The 18,806-nt window shown below is 55.6% G+C and carries 18 protein-coding genes and 1 tRNA gene; 4 read left to right on the forward strand and 15 right to left on the reverse strand.

The features are described 5' to 3' along the window. The 7 genes from ACQ4WN_RS00835 to ACQ4WN_RS00865 form a co-directional block, all read right to left on the reverse strand. A complete protein-coding gene (locus ACQ4WN_RS00835) occupies window positions 1-303 on the reverse strand; it encodes a hypothetical protein (protein WP_070345888.1) in 303 nt (100 codons plus the stop codon). A 10-nt stretch (window positions 304-313) separates the two neighbouring features. Beyond that, complete coding sequence (locus ACQ4WN_RS00840; protein ID WP_436549842.1) at window positions 314-745, reverse strand: hypothetical protein; 432 nt, start codon at window positions 743-745, stop codon at window positions 314-316. A 2-nt stretch (window positions 746-747) separates the two neighbouring features. Continuing rightward, window positions 748-2,280 carry a hypothetical protein gene (locus ACQ4WN_RS00845; protein ID WP_436549843.1) on the reverse strand — a complete coding sequence of 511 codons (1,533 nt, stop codon included), beginning with the start codon at window positions 2,278-2,280 and terminating at the stop codon, window positions 748-750. Window positions 2,281-2,348: 68 nt separating this feature from the next. After that, window positions 2,349-2,564, reverse strand: a complete 216-nt coding sequence (locus ACQ4WN_RS00850) for a major coat protein (RefSeq protein ID WP_436549844.1) — start codon at window positions 2,562-2,564, stop codon at window positions 2,349-2,351. Window positions 2,565-3,039: 475 nt separating this feature from the next. After that, window positions 3,040-3,315, reverse strand: coding sequence for a hypothetical protein (locus ACQ4WN_RS00855; RefSeq protein WP_436549845.1), 276 nt, complete (start codon window positions 3,313-3,315; stop codon window positions 3,040-3,042). Window positions 3,316-3,593: 278 nt separating this feature from the next. Beyond that, window positions 3,594-3,929, reverse strand: coding sequence for a hypothetical protein (locus ACQ4WN_RS00860; protein ID WP_102294180.1), 336 nt, complete (start codon window positions 3,927-3,929; stop codon window positions 3,594-3,596). Window positions 3,930-3,957: 28 nt separating this feature from the next. After that, window positions 3,958-5,265 (reverse strand): replication initiation factor domain-containing protein, encoded by a 1,308-nt coding sequence (locus ACQ4WN_RS00865; RefSeq protein WP_436549846.1) that lies wholly within the window; start codon window positions 5,263-5,265, stop codon window positions 3,958-3,960. Window positions 5,266-5,857: 592 nt separating this feature from the next. On the opposite strand from ACQ4WN_RS00865, the gene ACQ4WN_RS00870 reads away from it, so the two are divergent. Together ACQ4WN_RS00870 and ACQ4WN_RS00875 are read left to right on the forward strand one after the other, a co-directional pair. After that, window positions 5,858-6,586 carry a hypothetical protein gene (locus tag ACQ4WN_RS00870; RefSeq protein WP_436549847.1) on the forward strand — a complete coding sequence of 243 codons (729 nt, stop codon included), beginning with the start codon at window positions 5,858-5,860 and terminating at the stop codon, window positions 6,584-6,586. Further along, a complete protein-coding gene (locus ACQ4WN_RS00875; RefSeq protein WP_436549848.1) occupies window positions 6,583-7,590 on the forward strand; it encodes a phage integrase in 1,008 nt (335 codons plus the stop codon). Before ACQ4WN_RS00870 ends, ACQ4WN_RS00875 begins: the two co-directional genes overlap by 4 nt. 69 nt (window positions 7,591-7,659) lie before the next feature. Here ACQ4WN_RS00875 and ACQ4WN_RS00880 read toward each other — a convergent pair whose 3' ends face one another. From ACQ4WN_RS00880 to ybiB, 8 genes are all read right to left on the reverse strand, one after another. Beyond that, window positions 7,660-8,463: a hypothetical protein gene (locus ACQ4WN_RS00880; RefSeq protein ID WP_436549849.1), complete on the reverse strand. Its 804-nt coding sequence runs from the start codon at window positions 8,461-8,463 to the stop codon at window positions 7,660-7,662. Between the two features lie 127 nt (window positions 8,464-8,590). After that, window positions 8,591-8,669 (reverse strand) — tRNA-Ile (locus ACQ4WN_RS00885). Window positions 8,670-8,778: 109 nt separating this feature from the next. Then, window positions 8,779-11,019, reverse strand: a complete 2,241-nt coding sequence (gene rpoD, locus ACQ4WN_RS00890) for an RNA polymerase sigma factor RpoD (RefSeq protein ID WP_219888312.1) — start codon at window positions 11,017-11,019, stop codon at window positions 8,779-8,781. 464 nt (window positions 11,020-11,483) lie between these two features. Further along, on the reverse strand, window positions 11,484-13,280 hold the full coding sequence (dnaG, locus tag ACQ4WN_RS00895; protein WP_436549850.1) for a DNA primase: 1,797 nt from the start codon (window positions 13,278-13,280) through the stop codon (window positions 11,484-11,486). A 129-nt stretch (window positions 13,281-13,409) separates the two neighbouring features. Beyond that, the gene (locus tag ACQ4WN_RS00900) at window positions 13,410-13,862 is read right to left on the reverse strand and encodes a GatB/YqeY domain-containing protein (protein ID WP_034746974.1); all 453 of its coding nucleotides are present in this window, start codon (window positions 13,860-13,862) and stop codon (window positions 13,410-13,412) included. Between the two features lie 211 nt (window positions 13,863-14,073). Then, window positions 14,074-14,286: a 30S ribosomal protein S21 gene (rpsU, locus tag ACQ4WN_RS00905; RefSeq protein WP_008451879.1), complete on the reverse strand. Its 213-nt coding sequence runs from the start codon at window positions 14,284-14,286 to the stop codon at window positions 14,074-14,076. 183 nt (window positions 14,287-14,469) lie between these two features. Then, entirely contained in the window at window positions 14,470-15,684 is a 1,215-nt protein-coding gene (locus tag ACQ4WN_RS00910) for a BaiN/RdsA family NAD(P)/FAD-dependent oxidoreductase (RefSeq protein WP_436549851.1), read from the reverse strand. Between the two features lie 56 nt (window positions 15,685-15,740). Next, window positions 15,741-16,733: a DNA-binding protein YbiB gene (ybiB, locus tag ACQ4WN_RS00915; protein ID WP_436549852.1), complete on the reverse strand. Its 993-nt coding sequence runs from the start codon at window positions 16,731-16,733 to the stop codon at window positions 15,741-15,743. A 161-nt stretch (window positions 16,734-16,894) separates the two neighbouring features. Between ybiB and ACQ4WN_RS00920 the strand changes: the two genes are divergently transcribed. Together ACQ4WN_RS00920 and ACQ4WN_RS00925 are read left to right on the forward strand one after the other, a co-directional pair. Next, complete coding sequence (locus tag ACQ4WN_RS00920) at window positions 16,895-17,572, forward strand: hypothetical protein (RefSeq protein WP_436549853.1); 678 nt, start codon at window positions 16,895-16,897, stop codon at window positions 17,570-17,572. A 160-nt stretch (window positions 17,573-17,732) separates the two neighbouring features. Further along, entirely contained in the window at window positions 17,733-18,794 is a 1,062-nt protein-coding gene (locus ACQ4WN_RS00925) for a 3-deoxy-7-phosphoheptulonate synthase (protein ID WP_101482663.1), read from the forward strand. Window positions 18,795-18,806: the final 12 nt, after the last annotated feature.

An 18,806-nucleotide genomic window follows, 5' to 3' on the forward strand; every position in this document is an offset into this window, starting at 1 on the left:
TCAGATCAGCTTGTCGAGGATGGTCTTCTTATACGTGTATAGGGCGCATGCTGCCCACACGCTGCAATACACGCTGGCGAGCGTGTACGTGACCGGGTTGAATGCAAGCGACAAGCCCACAGCGAAGTTAGGGTGAGACTGGCTAATGCCTTGAATGACGGGACCGCAAACAACGTTTGCGCAGACCTGGCCAGCGGCCCATAACGCTGCGACCATTGCCGTTAGCGTGGTGACGGCCCAAACGCGCATCCCGACTTTGGCGGTATTCTCGAAGCCAAGATAACCAATAAGAGTTGCCCACATGATGATGCTCCTAGTTGACGGCCAGTGCGGCCCGAATTTGCTGGACACAGCCCAGTAGACAGAAGAAAGCCAAGACGCCATTAATGAACGTCTGAAAAGTGGCAAGTGGGGAGCAAATATCCATCATCACCGCACCACTACCATTGGGACCGTCGATCATGGGATTGACGCAGGCCGCAGTCGGAATTTTTGGTACAAACGACCAAGTGAAACGGTTCGATGCGACATTGACCTGCGACTGAGAATAAGTATTCCAAGAGCCGATATTGTCCGTGTTTGATTTCGTGTAACCGGTTGTGGCTTGATCGGCAGGTGCAGTGACTTGACAACGAGGCTGCGAAGAGCCACCACATGCCGTGCTAGTGGTCTGCGCATTGGCCGAGGCTGTAACTGCAAGGCCTACTACAGATAAACCCAGCATTAGGAAAGGGAATCGTCTCATGATCAGTCTCGAATGGCAGACTGAATTTGGTTAACACAGCCGTAAACACACAGCACACCAAGCACAGCGTTGATAAAGAACGAGAGCCGCTCGAACCAGACGCAAATATCCATGCTGACGGTAACATTACCTATGGGACTCTTGAGCGATGGATTCTTACAGACAGCCGTAGGAATTGAGGGAATGAAAGACCAGTTGAACTGACTTGAGCTAATAGCGTCGAGCTTGCCTTTCATGCCCGTGTCCGCAGTACGGTTGGCGGCGTTTGTGTCACTGGACTTAATATTAGTGGCATCGTCACGCGCGAACTCAACGCTGCACGCGCTTTGACCGGGACCGCCACAACCCAAGCCGTTGTCGGGTTTCTCGGGAGGCGTAATATTGACGTGAACGATGACATAGCCCCCGGTCCCAGGGTCGTATACTCCAGTATCTAGGCCAGTCTTACTACCGTCCTGCTTTGTAATCCCAATATCGAAACCATTACCAACGTTTGCTCCGACCTCAACCGACTTAGAGCCGTCAGCAGATGAGAGCGTCAGCTTGGACGTATCGTCAATGCCGTCACAGGCTGGATTAGCCCGGTCAGTCATAAATAGCTTTGTAGCCGGATCAAATAACACTTCACAAGTGGTATCAATCGGCTTTTTTACCTTGCTAATGTCGGTCAAACTGCACTGATAATTACCACTACGATCCTGACCACTATCAACATAGCCAGGATCACACGCCAAAGTCACATCGGTAGACTGATCGAACAAGTAGGCGACACTGACGTAGCGATGGACATTACCGGTGCAGCACTCGATCACAGCCCGGCTGATAGACTTGCCACCGTTGAACTGCTGAAGATAATCCTCTGTTGCACGTATCGGACCGACACAATCCGGATAATCCTGATCCTTCTTAGTCACACACGTGGTTTGCAATGCAATGAACGGAATGGCTAGCGGCGATGCCGGTAACTTTTGGGGAACGACCAAAATCCCGGTCACAAGACCGCCAGCGGAATATGAGCCGTTGTATTGAGCACGCTGCACTTCAGCATCCGTACCTGCGACACCGATATTCGCCTGCTTAAGCACTCCGATATCGGAAGGTCCAACTGGAACACCAGGAACATCTTGGGCAGTAGCTGGAGGCCCTTTGCCAGAAGCAGCGATGACGGGCTTAGGCGTCACATCGCGCTTGGCACTACCGGCTGCCGGATCATTGAACTTTTTCGGATCAGGATTCTGACGCTTGCTATCGGGCTTGAGACTCACCGTAATCGCCGGTTTCGGCTGCTGGGTTGAAGCAATAGGCGTCTTACTGGTGCAAGGCGCGCTCAATGCGAACTTATTGCAGTCCCACCAAAGAATCGCACTAATGATGCCGGTCTGCCCAGCAATCAAGTCGCCGATAAGGATAGAACCACCAGTCAGCTCAAGCAGCCAAGCCGCAATGATGGGGACGATAGCCTGCGAGCGCATAGGAACGACCACAAGCGCGGCGGAAACAAGAGTGACAGCGATGATTTTCTTGATAGATGTCATGGTGTGAGGCGCATAAAAAACGGCCAGAGTCGCTAAACGCTGGCCGAAGGTAGAATCCCAGAATAGGATTAGCCAGCTTTACCGAAAGCCTTCTTCATCATCTTGATACCCCAGAAGCCACCAGCGACCAGCACGGCGACTGCGAAAGCCGCAGTGATGTAGGTCTGGGCTTGCGCGGACAGCGCAGTAATAGCCTCGACGCCCGGGTCGCCAGCTGCGAAGGCTGCACCGGTAGCGGCCATTGCGGAAGCGGCTACCATTGCCTGTTTGATGATTACGTTCATGTGTGACTCTCTAAAAAAATGCCGTTAATAAAACCCCGGTTTGGCAACACCGGGGAGTGCTACGATAAATTTACTGTAGTAAAACAAGGGTTCAATCAAGCGCCTCAATAGCTTGACGTGCAATACGTCTAATCGCGCCACCCGCGTATCCCAAGCCGAATGCGGTAAGACAGTAGCCAACAGCTTGATAAATGGTCATTTGTGATCAACGATCCGATGAATAACGTACTTAGCGAGGTACACAAAGGCGACGAAAAGTGAGGTCAATAGCAGAACCGGCCAAATAGATTCAAGAAGAATGTTCACTTGCCCCCCTCTCTGCACCGCACTTTAGACGCCAACTTGCGCTCATAACAAAAAATGAAAAATGTAAATTTGTAAAGAATCACACCAAGAAAGCCAGCAATCCAAGAAAATGTGATCTGAGCAACAATAAAGCTGTTGAACCAATCAACATCAGTGGTAATCATCGTCATCACATCAATTCTCCAATCGAAATAAAAAATAGGAGAGAAATTGCACAAATCACCGGCATAAATTTCGGCGAATACATTTGACAACATTTCTTGTCATGTATTTCCTGAGCCAATTTCCTTTCCTGTACTGGAAGAGAATCAATACGCTCCTGTTGAAATACAATTTTTAAATGACTAAAATTGAATGCGCCAAAAAATCCAGCAAATCCCGACCACAATATATTGATGCCCATTAAGCTATACAAGGCTTCAAGTTCAACGGTGCTTATCGTCATCGTTGCCCCCCGGCAATCCAGCCCAAGGAGAAGATGACGACTACTGCAATAGCCAAGACAAATTCAGGCGTTACTGAATCCACTTACACACCTCCGTGCATAAAACCTGCGATACAAAATATCCTTCGTGACAGTTCACAGAGGCGGTATCGCAAGCCTCGTCATACCCGTCAAACTGTCCGGCTTCATGAAGCCAACGGGTAAAGCCTACGTCGCCCTGGACAGGAAGCAAAAAACATCCCGACTCTTCATCTTGGACTACGAACTTAACCGCAACATCATGCGGCAACATGTTTGGCACCCGGCGTAGCAGCCTTGGCTGCCTCAACCGGACGCAGCGAATGAATTACAGTTTTTTGGAGCTTGCCGTTCGTGACGATTTCCATTTCGGCCAACGCCATGAAAGGAAACGCATCGGCGAGGTGCTTGTATTTCTGGTACTCATCTGCTTTACCGAGGCCATACTCTGCGCAAGCAGTTCCCATGGCAGAGTCCTTGCTGTTGTCCAAGGCTGTCTCGACATACACTTTGGTGCTGTCGTAAGACTGGCCGTTCTCCATGGTGCCCTTGCTGAACTTCATGCCGGTTACTTTGAGTGTTGAGCTAAATTTCATTTTTTATCCTAGATATATTTGAGACGACCTACAGACGAGCCCGTTCCCCATTGAGGCCAAAAAATGGGGGGCTAATTGGAAAATGAACGAAATCTGAAACCACAGGTTTTGCCTGTTTATGGATCGGGACAGGCCCTGAATCGTGAAAACTGAGGAACGGTTTCATACGCTTAGGAAATGCGTTTTCGTCAGTGTTAGTGATCAGGTCAAGTGTTTCCTGATCACCAAATAAGGCACGAAACACGCGAATGTATTTGCCAAATTGGCGTTTTGTGATCGCAATCGAGTCATCAACAGTGATGTGCTGTGCACGAGCTTTTACCGCCATACGTGCCGGCGTCTCTGTGGTGCTGAAAGCACTAAAGAATGGATATGCCCCCACAAAGAACTTGCTAGGATTTAGCAAAATCAGCGGATCAATAATGGTATTGGTGTTCTTGAACTCCACTTCACATCGACACCAATTCGACTCCTTATCGCCTTCTTTTTTACCTTTTTCATAGGTGCGACAAAACTTAGATGACACCCGTTGACCAAAGGTGATCGTCCGCCCTTTTCCACTAAGGTAATCCCAGTTCCCATGCTTCTGAATTTCAGGCGGGCGACCACCTTTTTTGAAGCTACAACCACCATCTTTCCACTGCTGGTATGCCCAATCCACCGATAAGTACGAGCCGTCAAAGTCATCATGTGCGAGGTCGATTCGAGAAATCGAGGGCCGGATGGCCACTTGAGTTAAGAAGTCATAAAGACGCTTTTCCCAGTCCCCAAGAGCGCTCATACAACCTTGGCCGGATAACATGACCAACATGGTCCGATTTTGCTTCCCGAATCCGATAAGGCCCATGCCGTCCCCGAGTACCCATGAATCGGCATACCAGTTCAGTTTCAGACTTCGATGCGTAGTGATGCCGAAACCAAAAATTTTCTCAAGTTGTCGGCTAGCCTCCTCGATATACTCGTCATCGGTAATTAGTGTTCGTCCTGCTGTCTTCGACCACGTGTCTTCCGATACTGTGAAATTCAACCAGTCAATCACGCAGCACTGAGCAGATGACGGAAGACGAACCAGCAGGGTCTTGGTTTCACCCTTCCCAGTGAGCACCAGTTCCACCTCACCAAAGTCTTCCTCACAAACACTTTCCCAGTGCTCCGATTGGGCGCCCTCTAGGTTTTTCCCCATGTTATTTTGGGGGGAACATTCGGTGGCGCTTACATGCGCGATATTCGGCACTAACCCGGCGTTTCCGGCAATCGCGCTGCTCCGCACCGGCAGCGCTGGCGCGCTGTCGGCACGGTCAGCGCGACCTGGCGAAGGTTCGCCGACGCCATGCATTTGTGGCTCAACGACACGAGTTCGCGTTGAACACCCAGAAGCCTCCGCGTAAGGGTTGTACGTGCGATCAGATACACGCTTCATCAAAGAGTGACGTGGCGGTCTCATACGCTAGCCCCTTGGTGCGAAGTTGTAAAAAAAACAACAACGGCTCGCGCAGTCAAACCCAAATCTGACGTAATGGGGTAAGCCTTTTTGGCCAAAAAGCAGATACTCAAAGCGAAAACTCCTGGGCACGTTGTGCGGCTTGTACACGGACAGCCTCTACGTTCACAAACACTCTTTTGCCGATGGTCACCTGCGGCCAATAACCACGCTCACACTGCCCGATGAGCACGCCGATAGGCAGCCCAATTGCAAGAGCAAATGCTTCCCGGGTAAGTAATGGCATCGACAGTAACGGTTTAGGCTCCACACTATGACTCATTTCGCACTCACTACAAAATATGTTTGACTAAGGATGCTTTGGAGTGTGCTTCACCTCATCGCATTTTGTCAATGACTTTCTGTACTCAGTGCAAAATGAGATATGATTAAGGTCCCTGAACGAAAGCCATGGAGCGCATGCAAAATGACTACCAAAGAGACCAAAATGCTCAAACTCGACCTTCGGCTACGCGAGCTGGTAGAGGCAAATACTCACAAAGCGAGAAGAAATCTCGAATTGCAGGAACTGTCAGATATACCTGCTGCTTTATGGTCAAACTGGTGGGCCGGAAGAGCACGCCCCTCCTCAGAAATGCTTATGGCGCTCTGCATAAAATGGCCGGAAATGAGTCTTTGGCTTATGACTGGTGCCACTGACCCGCTTGGTGGACAAATCTCGCCATCAACTCCGGTTGAAAGAAGTCAGCCGACAGCCACACGCTACCTGCGCCGTCTGTGCGAAATTATGGATCTGAAGAATGCCGAAGTTGGATATGACTTTTGGGAGTACGAAGTGGATGAACTGGGAGCGTTAGAAGGGGTTAGGAAAAAGGAGCTTGAGCGACGGTTGACGTCAGTGGCCAGCAACAACACAGCGACGCTACCTGAGCCAATTGGCCAGTATGCAATGGACGATGCTGCCATACTAAATCTGATCAAACAATGTCGTGGAGGGTGGACCTTTCACGATAGCTTACGCGCACAGTTTGTATGCCTGCATGCATTAGGAGAGAAGCGAGTCTCCCCCATGATTCAAGCGCTATTAGTCGGTATCAAATCGTTCCAGGAGAAGTGCAGCCTTGCAGACGCCTTCTCGCTGATAGCTAGTGAAAAAGCAACATCCGAAGAATTACAGGCACTGACTGCGGCAAAAGAGCTGCTGGAAATTGTATGACGATTAAACGTACAGATAGCGGCTGGTTAGTTGACGTCCAGCCTGCGGGACGAGGAGGTAAAAGATTCCGTAAAACGGTTAAGACACAGGCAGAGGCAAAAGCACATGAGACGTGGCTCAAGTCGCAGGTGATTCAAAATGCTGGATGGGCACCGAAAAAGAAAGACCTGCGCAAACTGTCAGACCTCATTGGCCTATGGTTTGAGCATCATGGCATAGGGTTAAGTTCTGGCAAAGATACCAACCAACGCTTACTTGCCATGGCTGCGGCGATGGGGAACCCTAATGCAAGTTCCTTCACGGCAAGCATGTTTGCTGAATACAGAACGCGCAGACTTGAGGCCGGTGTTTCCGCCAACAATATGAATAGAGAGCACGCCTACCTTAGAGCTGTTTTTAACGAACTTGAACGACTAGGCTATTGGACCGAAGAAAACCCTCTCGCGAAACTTCGACAATTCAAGATTCAACAGACTGAGCTTTCATACCTAACCCCTCCTCAAATAGAAGAGCTACTGAAGAGTCTTAAAACGGCACAAAATCCTCATGTACACCTGATAACTCAGGTGTGTTTGAGTACAGGTGCTCGTTGGAGCGAAGCAGAAGAGTTGCGTGCCAGTCAGGTTCGAGATGGGCAAATTCAGTTCGCAAAAACAAAATCTGGGAAGGTGCGTTCTGTCCCAATTTCCGAAGAACTGCAAAGCGCACTTCAACATCACTATCAAGAACAAGGAAATGGTGCACGGATTTTTGGCCACGCCTACTCAGCGTTCCGAGAAGGACTTGACAGGACGGGTATAGAACTTCCGGAGGGACAGCTTACGCACAGTCTCCGTCACACTTTTGCCAGTCATTTTATGATGAATGGTGGAAACATTTTGGTTCTTCAACGCATACTGGGACATGCAAGTCTCACAATGACTATGCGATATGCCCACCTCGCACCAGAGCACTTGCAAGAAGCGAAACGATTAAATCCACTAACGTTTCGTAAAGCTGCTTGAAAAGCCAATGGATACGGAAGAAGAAAAGCTCAAAATGCATTGCCTCCCATCGACTTTCAGTACAAAAATTTAAAACAATGTTTTCGTGAGCTTTTTTACACCTGCAAGTAAATCAGCGACCTGCTCTGTTGTCGGATCAGGAGTCTTGGCATGATCACATAAATTACGTATATCCGCGAGGTGTTGAATAAATCTCCACTGCGGAAGATCAGTCACATCGGCAGCCTTCAGGGCTTCATTGAAATCAGCAATTGTCGGATTTTTCTTAGATATCACAATGCTGTGGTTAGATGCAACTTGGGCAAGATGTCGTTCAAGTACAACTCCTGCAACAGCACCAGCCGCCCTACCAAACTTATATTTTGCCAAGTGCTCAGCCGCCTCCAGCTCAGAGTCAAACATATCTGCCTGCAGCATCTGCTTGATATCAAATAGCGAGGACTCAAACCGTGCTTGTGCGGCCTTCACCATCGCTAATTGTTGCTGAAAATGTGGGAAGGCTCCCGTTCCATCTACCACAACCTCCCCGAACCGAGTGGTTCGCAACCCCTGAAGATAGTCCTCAATACGATAATTTTCAAAACTTATGTCTTTGCGAGGTTTTGGTTTCTCGTAGTGTCGAATGAAGTCGTTTACACGATGAGGTAAAAGCTGTCGAAGCAGTGATAAAGCTTCGGAATACCACCCTTGATATTCCTGCTTAAAATTTGGAAGATCTTTAATATATTGATCTGCTTTTTCTTTTAATACCGTATTGAACTGAGCACGCATCCCATCAGGATCGAAATCATACCTCATCGCCAACTCAAGCTGCCCACCTTTTGAAATCAAAGAGGCAAGGTCCGATTTGAATCTATCTAAATTGGATGTCATATATTCAGTATCAATCAGCGTTGCGATAAGGAATCACACGATAACACGTCCTTTACAGCTCGTTGACACTTTGTTGACAGTAGAAATGGAAAAGGACTTAGGTTTTCACCTAAGTCCTTGATTTTATTGGTGGGCCTCCCGTGAGTCGAACACGGCACCAACGGATTATGAGTCCGCTGCTCTAACCAGGCATGAGCTAGAGGCCCGGGGGACTGCGGCGTGGCGGCGCTGTTGAAACCCGCTTAACGCGGCCGTTTTGGAAACGGACACGCGAGGATAGGGGTATCAGGGGCGCACGTCAAGCCCTATTGGCTTCTAGTTGCCTTCCAAGAAGCTTTTCAGCTTGTCGGAGCGCGATGGGTGGCGCAGCTTGCGCAGCGCCTTGGCTTCGATCTGGCGGATGCGCTCGCGCGTCACGTCAAATTGCTTGCCTACTTCTTCCAGCGTATGGTCGGTGGACATCTCGATACCGAAACGCATGCGCAGCACTTTCGCTTCGCGTGGCGTCAGGGAATCGAGCACGTCCTTGACGACGCCGCGCATGGACGCGTGCAACGCCGCGTCGGCCGGCGCCAGGGTGTTGTTGTCCTCGATGAAGTCCCCCAGGTGGGAATCGTCGTCGTCGCCGATCGGCGTTTCCATCGAGATCGGTTCCTTGGCGATTTTCATGATCTTGCGGATCTTGTCCTCGGGCATTTCCATCTTGATCGCCAGGGTGGCCGGATCGGGTTCCGCGCCCGTTTCCTGCAGGATCTGGCGCGAGATGCGGTTCATCTTGTTGATCGTCTCGATCATGTGCACGGGAATGCGGATCGTGCGCGCCTGGTCGGCGATCGAGCGCGTGATGGCCTGGCGGATCCACCAGGTCGCATAGGTCGAGAACTTGTAGCCGCGGCGATACTCGAACTTGTCGACGGCCTTCATCAGGCCTATATTGCCTTCCTGGATCAGATCGAGGAATTGCAGGCCGCGGTTCGTGTATTTCTTGGCGATCGAAATGACCAGGCGCAAGTTGGCCTCGGTCATTTCACGCTTGGCCTTGCGCGCCTTCATTTCACCGGCCGCCATCTGGCGGTTGATGTTGCGCAAGTCCGGCAGCGGCAGCACGACGCGCGCTTGCAGGTCGATCAGGCGTTGCTGCAGTTCCTTGACGGTCGGAATGTTGCGGCCCAGGATGGCGCTGTAGGCGTGTCCTGCGTTGACTTCGCCGTCGACCCAGTCGAGGTTGGTTTCATTGCCCGGGAAAACCTTGATGAAGTGGGCGCGCGGCATGCCGCAGCGGTTTACGGCCACGTCGAGAATCTGCTTCTCGATATGACGCACTTCATCGACCTGGCCGCGCAGGGTGTCGCACAGCTTTTCCACCACCTTGGCCGTGAAGCGGATGCCCAGCAACTCTTGCGAAATGGCTTCCTGCGCCTTGGCGTAGGGTTTGGAGTTGTAGCCTTCCTTCTCGAAAGCGCGGCGCATCTTGTCGAACTGCTGCGAAATGACGGCAAATTTTTCCAGCGCCGTGCGCTTCAGGGTTTCCAGCTGCTCGGCCGAGAAGCCGGCCGCGCCGGAAGCGTTCGCCTCTTCCTCTTCTTCGACTTCCTCTTCTTCCGCTTCGCCTTCTTCCTCGTCTTCTTCGACGGGAGCGACCACGACAGGAGCGGCGGCGACTGGTTCGCTTTCATCGACGAGGCCGTCGACGATTTCGTCGATCTTGATCTCTTCGTTGGCGATGCGGTCGGCGGCGGCGATGATCTCGGCGATCGTCACGGGACAGGCCGAAATGGCCTGGATCATGTCTTTCAAGCCATCTTCGATGCGCTTGGCAATCTCGATCTCGCCTTCGCGCGTCAGCAGTTCAACCGAGCCCATCTCGCGCATATACATGCGCACGGGATCGGTAGTGCGGCCGAAATCGGAATCGACGGTCGACAATGCGGCCTCGGCCGCCGCTTCCGCCTCGTCATCGCTGGTGACAACGGCAACGTTATCGGATAGCAACAACGTTTCCGCATCGGGTGCGTGTTCGTAGACGGCGATACCCATGTCATTGAAGGTACCGATGATGCCTTCGATGGCTTCCGGATCGACGATATTTTCGGGCAAGTGATCGTTGATTTCCGCATAGGTCAGGAAACCGCGTTCCTTGCCGAACTTGATCAGGGTCTTGAGTTTCTGGCGCCGGCGCTCGAGTTCTTCCTCGCTCGCTTCCGTGTCGGACGAGAACGCGTCCTTCAACAGCGCGCGCTCCTTCGCCTTGCGGTCCTTGGCCTTGGCCTTGTCGACGGCCTTCAGTTCAGCCCGCTCGACGGCGTTCAGGGCGGCGACCTCATCATTTTCTGGCTGGAATTCTTTTGGCTTGCGGCCGCGGCGGCCCGGCACTTTTACCGACGGCAAGACATAGCCGGACGTATCGATGGCCGCCAGGGTGGCAGCATCGGTAGTCTGGCTGACCACGGGCGCGCTGGTCACGCGCGCTTCTGGCCGGTCGAGCGCCTTTTCGGCTTTCGTGGTAACTTTAGTAGGCTTTGCAGCCGCTTTGGATTCGGGTTTCTTGATTGGCACAGGCGCTTTCGATTACACAACGACTTGCTTTACGGTGGATTAGGATAAAGTTTGCTGCCAGTTCCCTGTCTACCTGCGGGAACCACCATCTTCGAACCTGCCGACAACGCAAATTCGACACTGTTACGTTACTTACACCTCATCGGCCACGATCCGCGGGAAGCGCAGCAATTCCTGTCCACCAGCTGTTGCCAGCCGCCTCGGCAGAAATTCCTGCATCGACCGCGTTGGGAGCGAGAGCCTGGCGCGGCTTGCCAGCGTCTGCGAGCCTTGCCCGCAACGCCGAAAGCGCCAGTTGGCCCTGGCTGCCGACACGATCCACCGCGCCGATCAAGAGCCTAACTTACTGAAAACAAATACTATTTACGAAACAGAACTAGCTTGCCAAAGCACACAATACTTAGCATTTAATTATAGCACGCGAAAAATGTTTTTCCAGTGCGCGCCATACCCACAGAGCAAGATTATCGATTCACCAACTCGGCATCGCGTTCGCGCTCCAACTCGCCTTGCTCCTGCATGATTTCGCGGTAGCGTACACCAATTTTCTCCGATGGCAAACCCGACGCAAACAATTGCTGCAATTCCGCCTTCAAGGCATTCAATTTGATCTCGCGGATGGTGCTGACCAGCCACGACAATTCGCTGTCGTAATCGGATTCCGTGCCGGCCGCGATCTCGCCGATGATCTCGTCGTATTCGCTGCCCAGCTCCTTCAATTGCTGCGCCAGCGCAGCAAAACTGCCATGCTCGCCCAGCGCCTGGCCCACGGCCACCAGTTGCCCCAGGCTGTGGGCCGCATCCGGTCCCAGGTGCTGGAAGGCGGTCAGGGCGGCCTCATCGATACGCATGGTCAGGGGCGGATGCGCCACCAGCATGCGCATGATCTTCAATTCCAGGCCCACGGGCACGGGGCGGCCCGATTTCGGCGGCGCGCGGCGCGCCACGGCAACGGGCTTGGCCAGCTCGAACAGGGCTTCGATCTCGGCCGGCGTGGACTGCGTCAGTTGCGCCAGTCCGCGCACGATTTGCAGGCGCAGGGACGATGGCGCCATCAGCTGCAGCAGGGGCTTGGCGTCGAACTGCACGCGGGCGCGCCCTTCCGGCTCGGACAAATCATGCTCGCCAGACACTTCTTTCAGCAAAAATTGCGACAGCGGCATGGCTTCATGCACTTGCTGCTCAAAACCTTCGGTGCCGAATTCGCGGATATAACTGTCCGGATCATGTTCCGACGGCAAGAACAGGAATTTGATGGTTTTATTGTCCGACACGTGGGCCAGGCTCGCTTCCAGCGCGCGGCGGGCGGCGCGGCGGCCAGCCTTGTCGCCATCGAAGCTGAAAATCACATTATCGGTCTGGCGCAGCAGTTTTTGCACGTGGGTGGGCGTGCACGCCGTGCCCAGGGTCGCTACCGCCTGCGGGAAGCCCATCTGCGCCAGCGCCACCACATCCATGTAACCTTCCGTCACCAGCACATAGCCAGCGTCGCGGATGGCCTGGCGCGCCTCGAACAAGCCATATAGTTCGAAACCCTTGGAAAACAAGGGGGTTTCCGGCGAGTTCAGGTATTTCGGCTCGCCATGGTCGAGCACACGGCCGCCAAAGGCGATGACCTGGCCCTTGGTATTGCGAATCGGAAACATGATGCGCTCGCGGAAACGGTCATAGCGCTTGCGATTATTGCCCTCTTCATCGACCTTGTCGATCACCAGGCCCGCTTCGGCCAGGGCTACCACATCGTAGTCGGGGAAGACGGAACGCAGATTATCCCAGCCGCCGGGTGCGAAACCCATGCCGAAGCGAGCGGCCACTTCGCCCGTCAAGCCCCGATTCTTGAGGTAGGCGATGGCTTCCGGCGCGTGGCGCAATTGCCCCCGATAGTAATCGCAGGCCTGCGTCATGGCGTCGGACAGGGCCATGCTTTGCGCCTGAATCTGCGCACGCTGGGCCGGCGGGATCTTGTCATCCGCTTCCGGTACGACCATGCCCACGTTCTGCGCCAGGTCCTTGACGGCATCGACAAAGCCCATGCCCGAGTACTCGATCAGGAAGCCGATCGAAGTGCCATGCGCGCCGCAGCCGAAACAGTGATAGAACTGCTTGGTGGGGCTGACGGTAAAGCTGGGCGATTTTTCACTGTGGAATGGGCACAAGCCCATGAAATTGGCGCCACCTTTTTTCAGTTGCACATAGCGGCCCACGACATCGACGATATCGACGCGGTTGAGCAAATCGGAAATGAAGGATTGAGGTATCACTGGCTAGGGCGGGTCTTGTTATAGGTCAGACTATACTACCGCACGTGGCCTGAGGTTGAGCCAGGTCAACGTGTGGGCGATTGAGCGGCTGCCAGCATGGGCCGGCAGCCGATGACTACTATTGTATGCTTACGCTGCCGGCGTCAAGGCTTTCTTGACCAGGGCCGACACCACGGTCATGTCGGCGCGGCCCGCCAGCTTCGGCTTGACGATGGCCATGACCTTGCCCATGTCTTGCGGACCGGCGGCGCCCGAGGCAGCCACGGCGGCAGCCACTTCGGCCGCCACTTCTTCGTCCGACAGGCCGGCAGGCATGTAGCCCGTCAGATGCACCAGTTCGGCTTTTTCAATGTCGGCCAGGTCGGCACGGCCACCGGCTTCGAACTGGGTGATCGAATCCTTGCGCTGCTTGATCATCTTTTCCACGATGGCCGTCACGTGGGCATCCGTCAATTCGATGCGCTCATCGACTTCCTTGCGCTTGATTTCCGCCAGCAACAGGCGAATCGTGCCCAGCTTGCCCGCTTCCTTGGCGCGCATGGCGTTTTTCATGTCTTCGGTAATTTGTTCTTTCAAGCTCATGGCAATCCTCGTGTTGGTAAGTGGGGCTCGATGCTCGTGTGGCCAGGTGCTCGCGTGTGCAGACTAAGCAGGCAGCCACAAAAGCGAAAACCCGCTGCGGCGAACCGGAGCGGGTATGCGACTCATCTGAAGTATCACTCCAGGCGAATCAAAACAAAACCCGTGGCGAACAATGCGCCGAACTACCCGGGTTGGTTCTGACTGAACAGTCTTAGAATAATTTTTTCGGCAGTTGTTGGCTGCGGATGCGTTTGTAATGACGCTTTACAGCAGCTGCCAGCTTGCGCTTGCGCTCAGCTGTTGGCTTTTCGTAGAATTCGCGTGCGCGCAATTCGGTCAGCAGACCCGTTTTTTCGATGGTGCGTTTGAAGCGACGCATTGCGACTTCGAACGGCTCGTTTTCTTTAAGGCGAATAGTGGTCATGTAAAATTCAAACCGTTGAGGTGGTGTATAGGAAGAGATAGATAGTAGCAGCTTTTATTCGGAAAGGGAAGCCCCTCCCCCACTTGCGTGCGGCATGCAGCCTGCGATCACTGCCGGAATGTGGCGTAAACCACGCACCGGGGACGGCGCACAGGGCGCCAGAACCCCATCCTACAGACTTGCTTACTGCAAGGCAATACCTGCCGCCACGCCGGAAGCCCAGGCCCACTGGAAGTTGTAGCCGCCCAGCCAGCCCGTCACGTCGACCGATTCGCCGATGAAGTACAGGCCCGGCACTTTATTGACCATCATGGTCTGCTGCGACAGCTCGCGCGTATCGATACCTCCGCGCGTCACTTCCGCCTTGCGGTAGCCTTCGGAGCCGTTCGGCACGATGGACCAGGCATTGATGGCCAGCCCCAGCTTGCGCAGCTGGGCGTCGGGCATGTCGGCGATGCGCGCGTCCGGCGCCAGGCCGTTGACGGCCAGCAGGCAGTCGGCCAGGCGCTCCGGCAGCCATTGCGCGACGATATTGCCCAGCTGCTTCTTCAAGGTGCCCTTGCCTTCAATCAAGGTTTGCGCCACGTCCACTTCCGGCAACAGATTGATGACGATGGGCGTGCCCGGCAACCAGTAGCTGGAAATCTGCAGGATCGCCGGGCCCGACAGGCCGCGGTGGGTGAACAGCAAATCTTCGCGGAAACGCGCGCCTGTTGCCTTGCGGCCTTTCAGGCTGCCCGTCTCCACATCCACCTCCAGCGCGATGCCGGACAGTTCCGCAAATGGCGCCCAGCTGGCCGCATCGAACGTCAGCGGCACCAGGGCCGGACGCGGCTCAACCATCGCCAGGTCGAACTGCCTGGCGATGCGGTAGGCAAAATCCGTGGCGCCGATCTTCGGGATCGACAAGCCGCCCGTGGCGATGACAATGCTGGCCGTCTCGATGTCGCCGCTATCGGTCTGCAGCACGAAGCCGCCGTCAGCTTGCTGAACAACATTGTCGATCTTGCATGGCATGCGCCAATGCACGCCGCCAGCGGCGCACTCGTCCTTGAGCATGTCGATGATCAGCTCGGCCGATTCGTTGCAAAACAGCTGGCCCTTGTGCTTTTCGTGGTAGCCGATCCGGTATTTTTTCACCAGCGCGAGAAAATCCTGCGGCGTGTAGCGCGACAGCGCGCTCTTGCAGAAATGCGGGTTTTCCGAAAGGAAATTTTGTGGGGTGGCGTTAATATTGGTGAAATTGCACCGTCCACCACCCGAGATGCGGATCTTTTCGGCCAGCTTGGCCGCGTGATCGATCAACACCACGCGCTTGCCCTGCTGGGCGGCAACAGCCGCACACATCATGCCGGCTGCGCCTGCGCCGATCACTGCCACATCAAATTGTTTTGCCATAAGAATTCCGCTCACCGCTGATTACAAAGCCGCCATTGTAAACTGCGGCGACGCGGCTAGCGCAGCCGTGCTGCAATCTGCCGCGATGCCATCAGGCATTGCTCCACCTGCCCGGCAATCGACGGCGGCACTGGCACCTCGCCGCGCAGCACGGCAGCGATCCAGGCGGCGGTGGTGGCCGCATCGCGCTCGGCCGGCAAATGCGGCAACTCTTCCACCTGCAACTGCTTTTCCACCAGCACCGTGCGTTCGCTCCCGTGAAACCAGTCGATCTGCTGCGCCTTGTTGGCGTTGGCCACCGTCTCGCCTTCCGTGCCGCGCATCAGGAAAGCGTCACCGCGCACCGACGGAGAGGCTGTCAGGAAATATTCACCGAGCATTTCCAGGTATTCGGGATGCGTGTACGACACCAGGCGCAGGGCGGGCCCGGCGAACGGCTGCATGATTTTCACCAGGGTATGCGTGGAATTGCGCACGCCCAGCACGCGCCGCAGCGACAGCATGTGTGCCAGGCGCGGCGCCAGTGATGCTATGGGCAGGAAGGCGACTTGCCCGCGCGCCATGGCGGCCTCGGCTTGCGCATGGTCTGGCGAGGCAGGCACGCCCAGCGCGGCCAGCACTTCGGCCGTGGTGATGCGGCCCGGATCGCTGGTGACGCCATGCACGAGCACGGGTGCGCCCGCGCGCGCCAGCAGCAGCGCCAGCAAGGCCGTCAGATTGGCCATCTTGCGCGCGCCGTTGTAGCTGGGAATGATGATCGGGGCGAACTCGCCTGCCGACGCGACCAGCGGGGCGAACGACGCTTCGGCCGCGTCGAGGAAGCCGGCGATCTCATCCACGGACTCGCCCTTGATGCGCATGGATAACAAAATGCCGCCCAGTTCCAGGTCCGACACGCGGCCCTCGAGCATGGCGCGGTACAGGGCACGGGCGTCGTCACGCGTCATGCTGCGCGCGCCGTTCTTGCCGCGTCCTATTTCTTTGATGAAACGTGCAGCGGGGAATGGCTCACCGGCCACATCGGTATGGGGGATGGATACAGTCGTCATGGCGCCAGCTTACACGGATTTTTTCCCGTGCAGAGGGGCTGGAAGACGGCTTGGGCGCCAATGCAACAGTCCCGGTGAAAAATATTTCATCCAAGAATATGCATCCACGCTGAATCCAGCCATGCCACCCCTGCGTATATCTTTGCAGGGGAGGACTCATCATGGAACACGCGATCAAACTGGAAACTGCCTTCGTCGGCATCGAAACGAGCAAGCTGCTGCTGAAAGCCGTGCTGCTCTCGGGTGGAGAGGTGCTGTGCAAGGTGCTGGAAAACGACGTGGCTGGCTACCGCTGGCTACGCAGCTGGCTGCAAAGGAACGACGTGCCCGTCATCGGCTTGCGCGTCTGCCTGCGCCTCGATGCCCCGTACAGCGAGGCGCCAGCCCGCGCACTGGCGGACATGGGCATGCTGGTGTGCGATGCCCAGCCCGCGCAGCTGACAGACTATCTGCGCGGCCAGGGCTTGCCCGACGACGCGGCGCACGGCGCCGTGGTGCTGGCCAACTACTGCGAGCACAAACGCCCCGCACGCTGGACGCCGCCCTCGCCCGCCTACGTGGAACTGCGCCTGTGGCTGCGCCGCCTGCATGCCATCGAAGGCGTGCGCAAGCAGGAGTCGGCGCGCCTCAATGCCCATCTGCAGGCCGGCCAGCAGGCGCTGTACGCCCTGTTGCGCCAGCAGATAGCCTGCCTGGACGCGCAGATACGCCAGCACGAAACGGCCATCCTGGAGCACGTGCGACGCCATCCCGGCCTGCCCCGGCCGCCCGAACTGGCCGGCAACTACCAGCGCATCGCCCGCTACAGCTTTGGCGCCAACCTGGCCGGCGGCCAATAGCGACCAATAAGCGCCCGGGAGCTCGGGGCCGGCAGCGTGCCGGCCCTGCCATAAAAACAACTCATGTATTCCCGTTTTGCCCCCATCCCCGCCGCCAGGCCGCATTTCCGCTACACTATTGCCTCTTAAAGAACGCAATAGCGAAAGCCGAGCCAGAATCATGAATACGCCAGACATCGAAAATATCAACGTCACCTCCTTCGCGCCCATGCCCACGCCGGCCGAACTGCACGCCAAGCTGCCCCTGTCGGAGAGCGCCTTCGACACCGTCAGCCGCGGCCGCGAAGCGCTGCGCAACATCATCGACCGCAAGGACCAGCGCCTGTTCGTCGTCGTCGGCCCGTGCTCCATCCACGACCCCGTCGCCGGCCTCGATTACGCGCGCCGCCTGAAAGCGCTGCAAGAGGAAGTCAAGGACACGATGCTGCTGGTGATGCGCGTGTATTTCGAAAAACCGCGTACCACCACGGGCTGGAAGGGTTATATCAACGACCCGTACATGGACGACTCATTCAAGGTCAACGAAGGCATGGAAAAGGCGCGCCAGTTCCTGCTCGACGTGTGCGAACTGGGCTTGCCCACCGCCACCGAAGCGCTGGACCCGATCTCGCCACAGTACCTGGGCGACCTGATCGCCTGGACGGCCATCGGCGCGCGCACCACCGAATCGCAGACGCACCGCGAAATGTCGTCGGGCCTGTCGACGCCTGTGGGCTTCAAGAACGGCACCGATGGCGACATCAGCATCGCAGTGAACGCGATCCTGTCGTCGGCGCACCCGCACTCCTTCCTGGGCATTAACGCCGAAGGCAATGTCGCCATCGTGCGCACGCGCGGCAATGCGTACGGCCACGTGGTGTTGCGCGGCGGCGACGGCCGCCCGAACTACGATTCGGTCTCGATCGCCATCGCCGAACAGGCGCTGGCCAAGGCCAAGTTGCCGGCCAACCTGGTAGTCGACTGCTCGCACGCGAACAGCTACAAGAAGCCGGAACTGCAGCCACTGGTGATGGCCGACGTGGTCAATCAGATCCGCCAGGGCAACCACTCGCTGGTGGGCGTGATGATCGAATCGAACATCGTCAGCGGCAACCAGAAGATTCCGCAAGACCTGTCGCAACTGACCTACGGCTGCTCCGTCACCGACGGCTGCATCGACTGGGACACGACGGCTACCATGCTGCGCGATGCGCATGCGCATCTGCTGAACCGTCCCAAGTAAGCAGCAAAGTGC

This window comes from Janthinobacterium pasteuri (assembly GCF_051380775.1).
Taxonomy (GTDB): Bacteria; Pseudomonadota; Gammaproteobacteria; order Burkholderiales; family Burkholderiaceae_D; genus Janthinobacterium.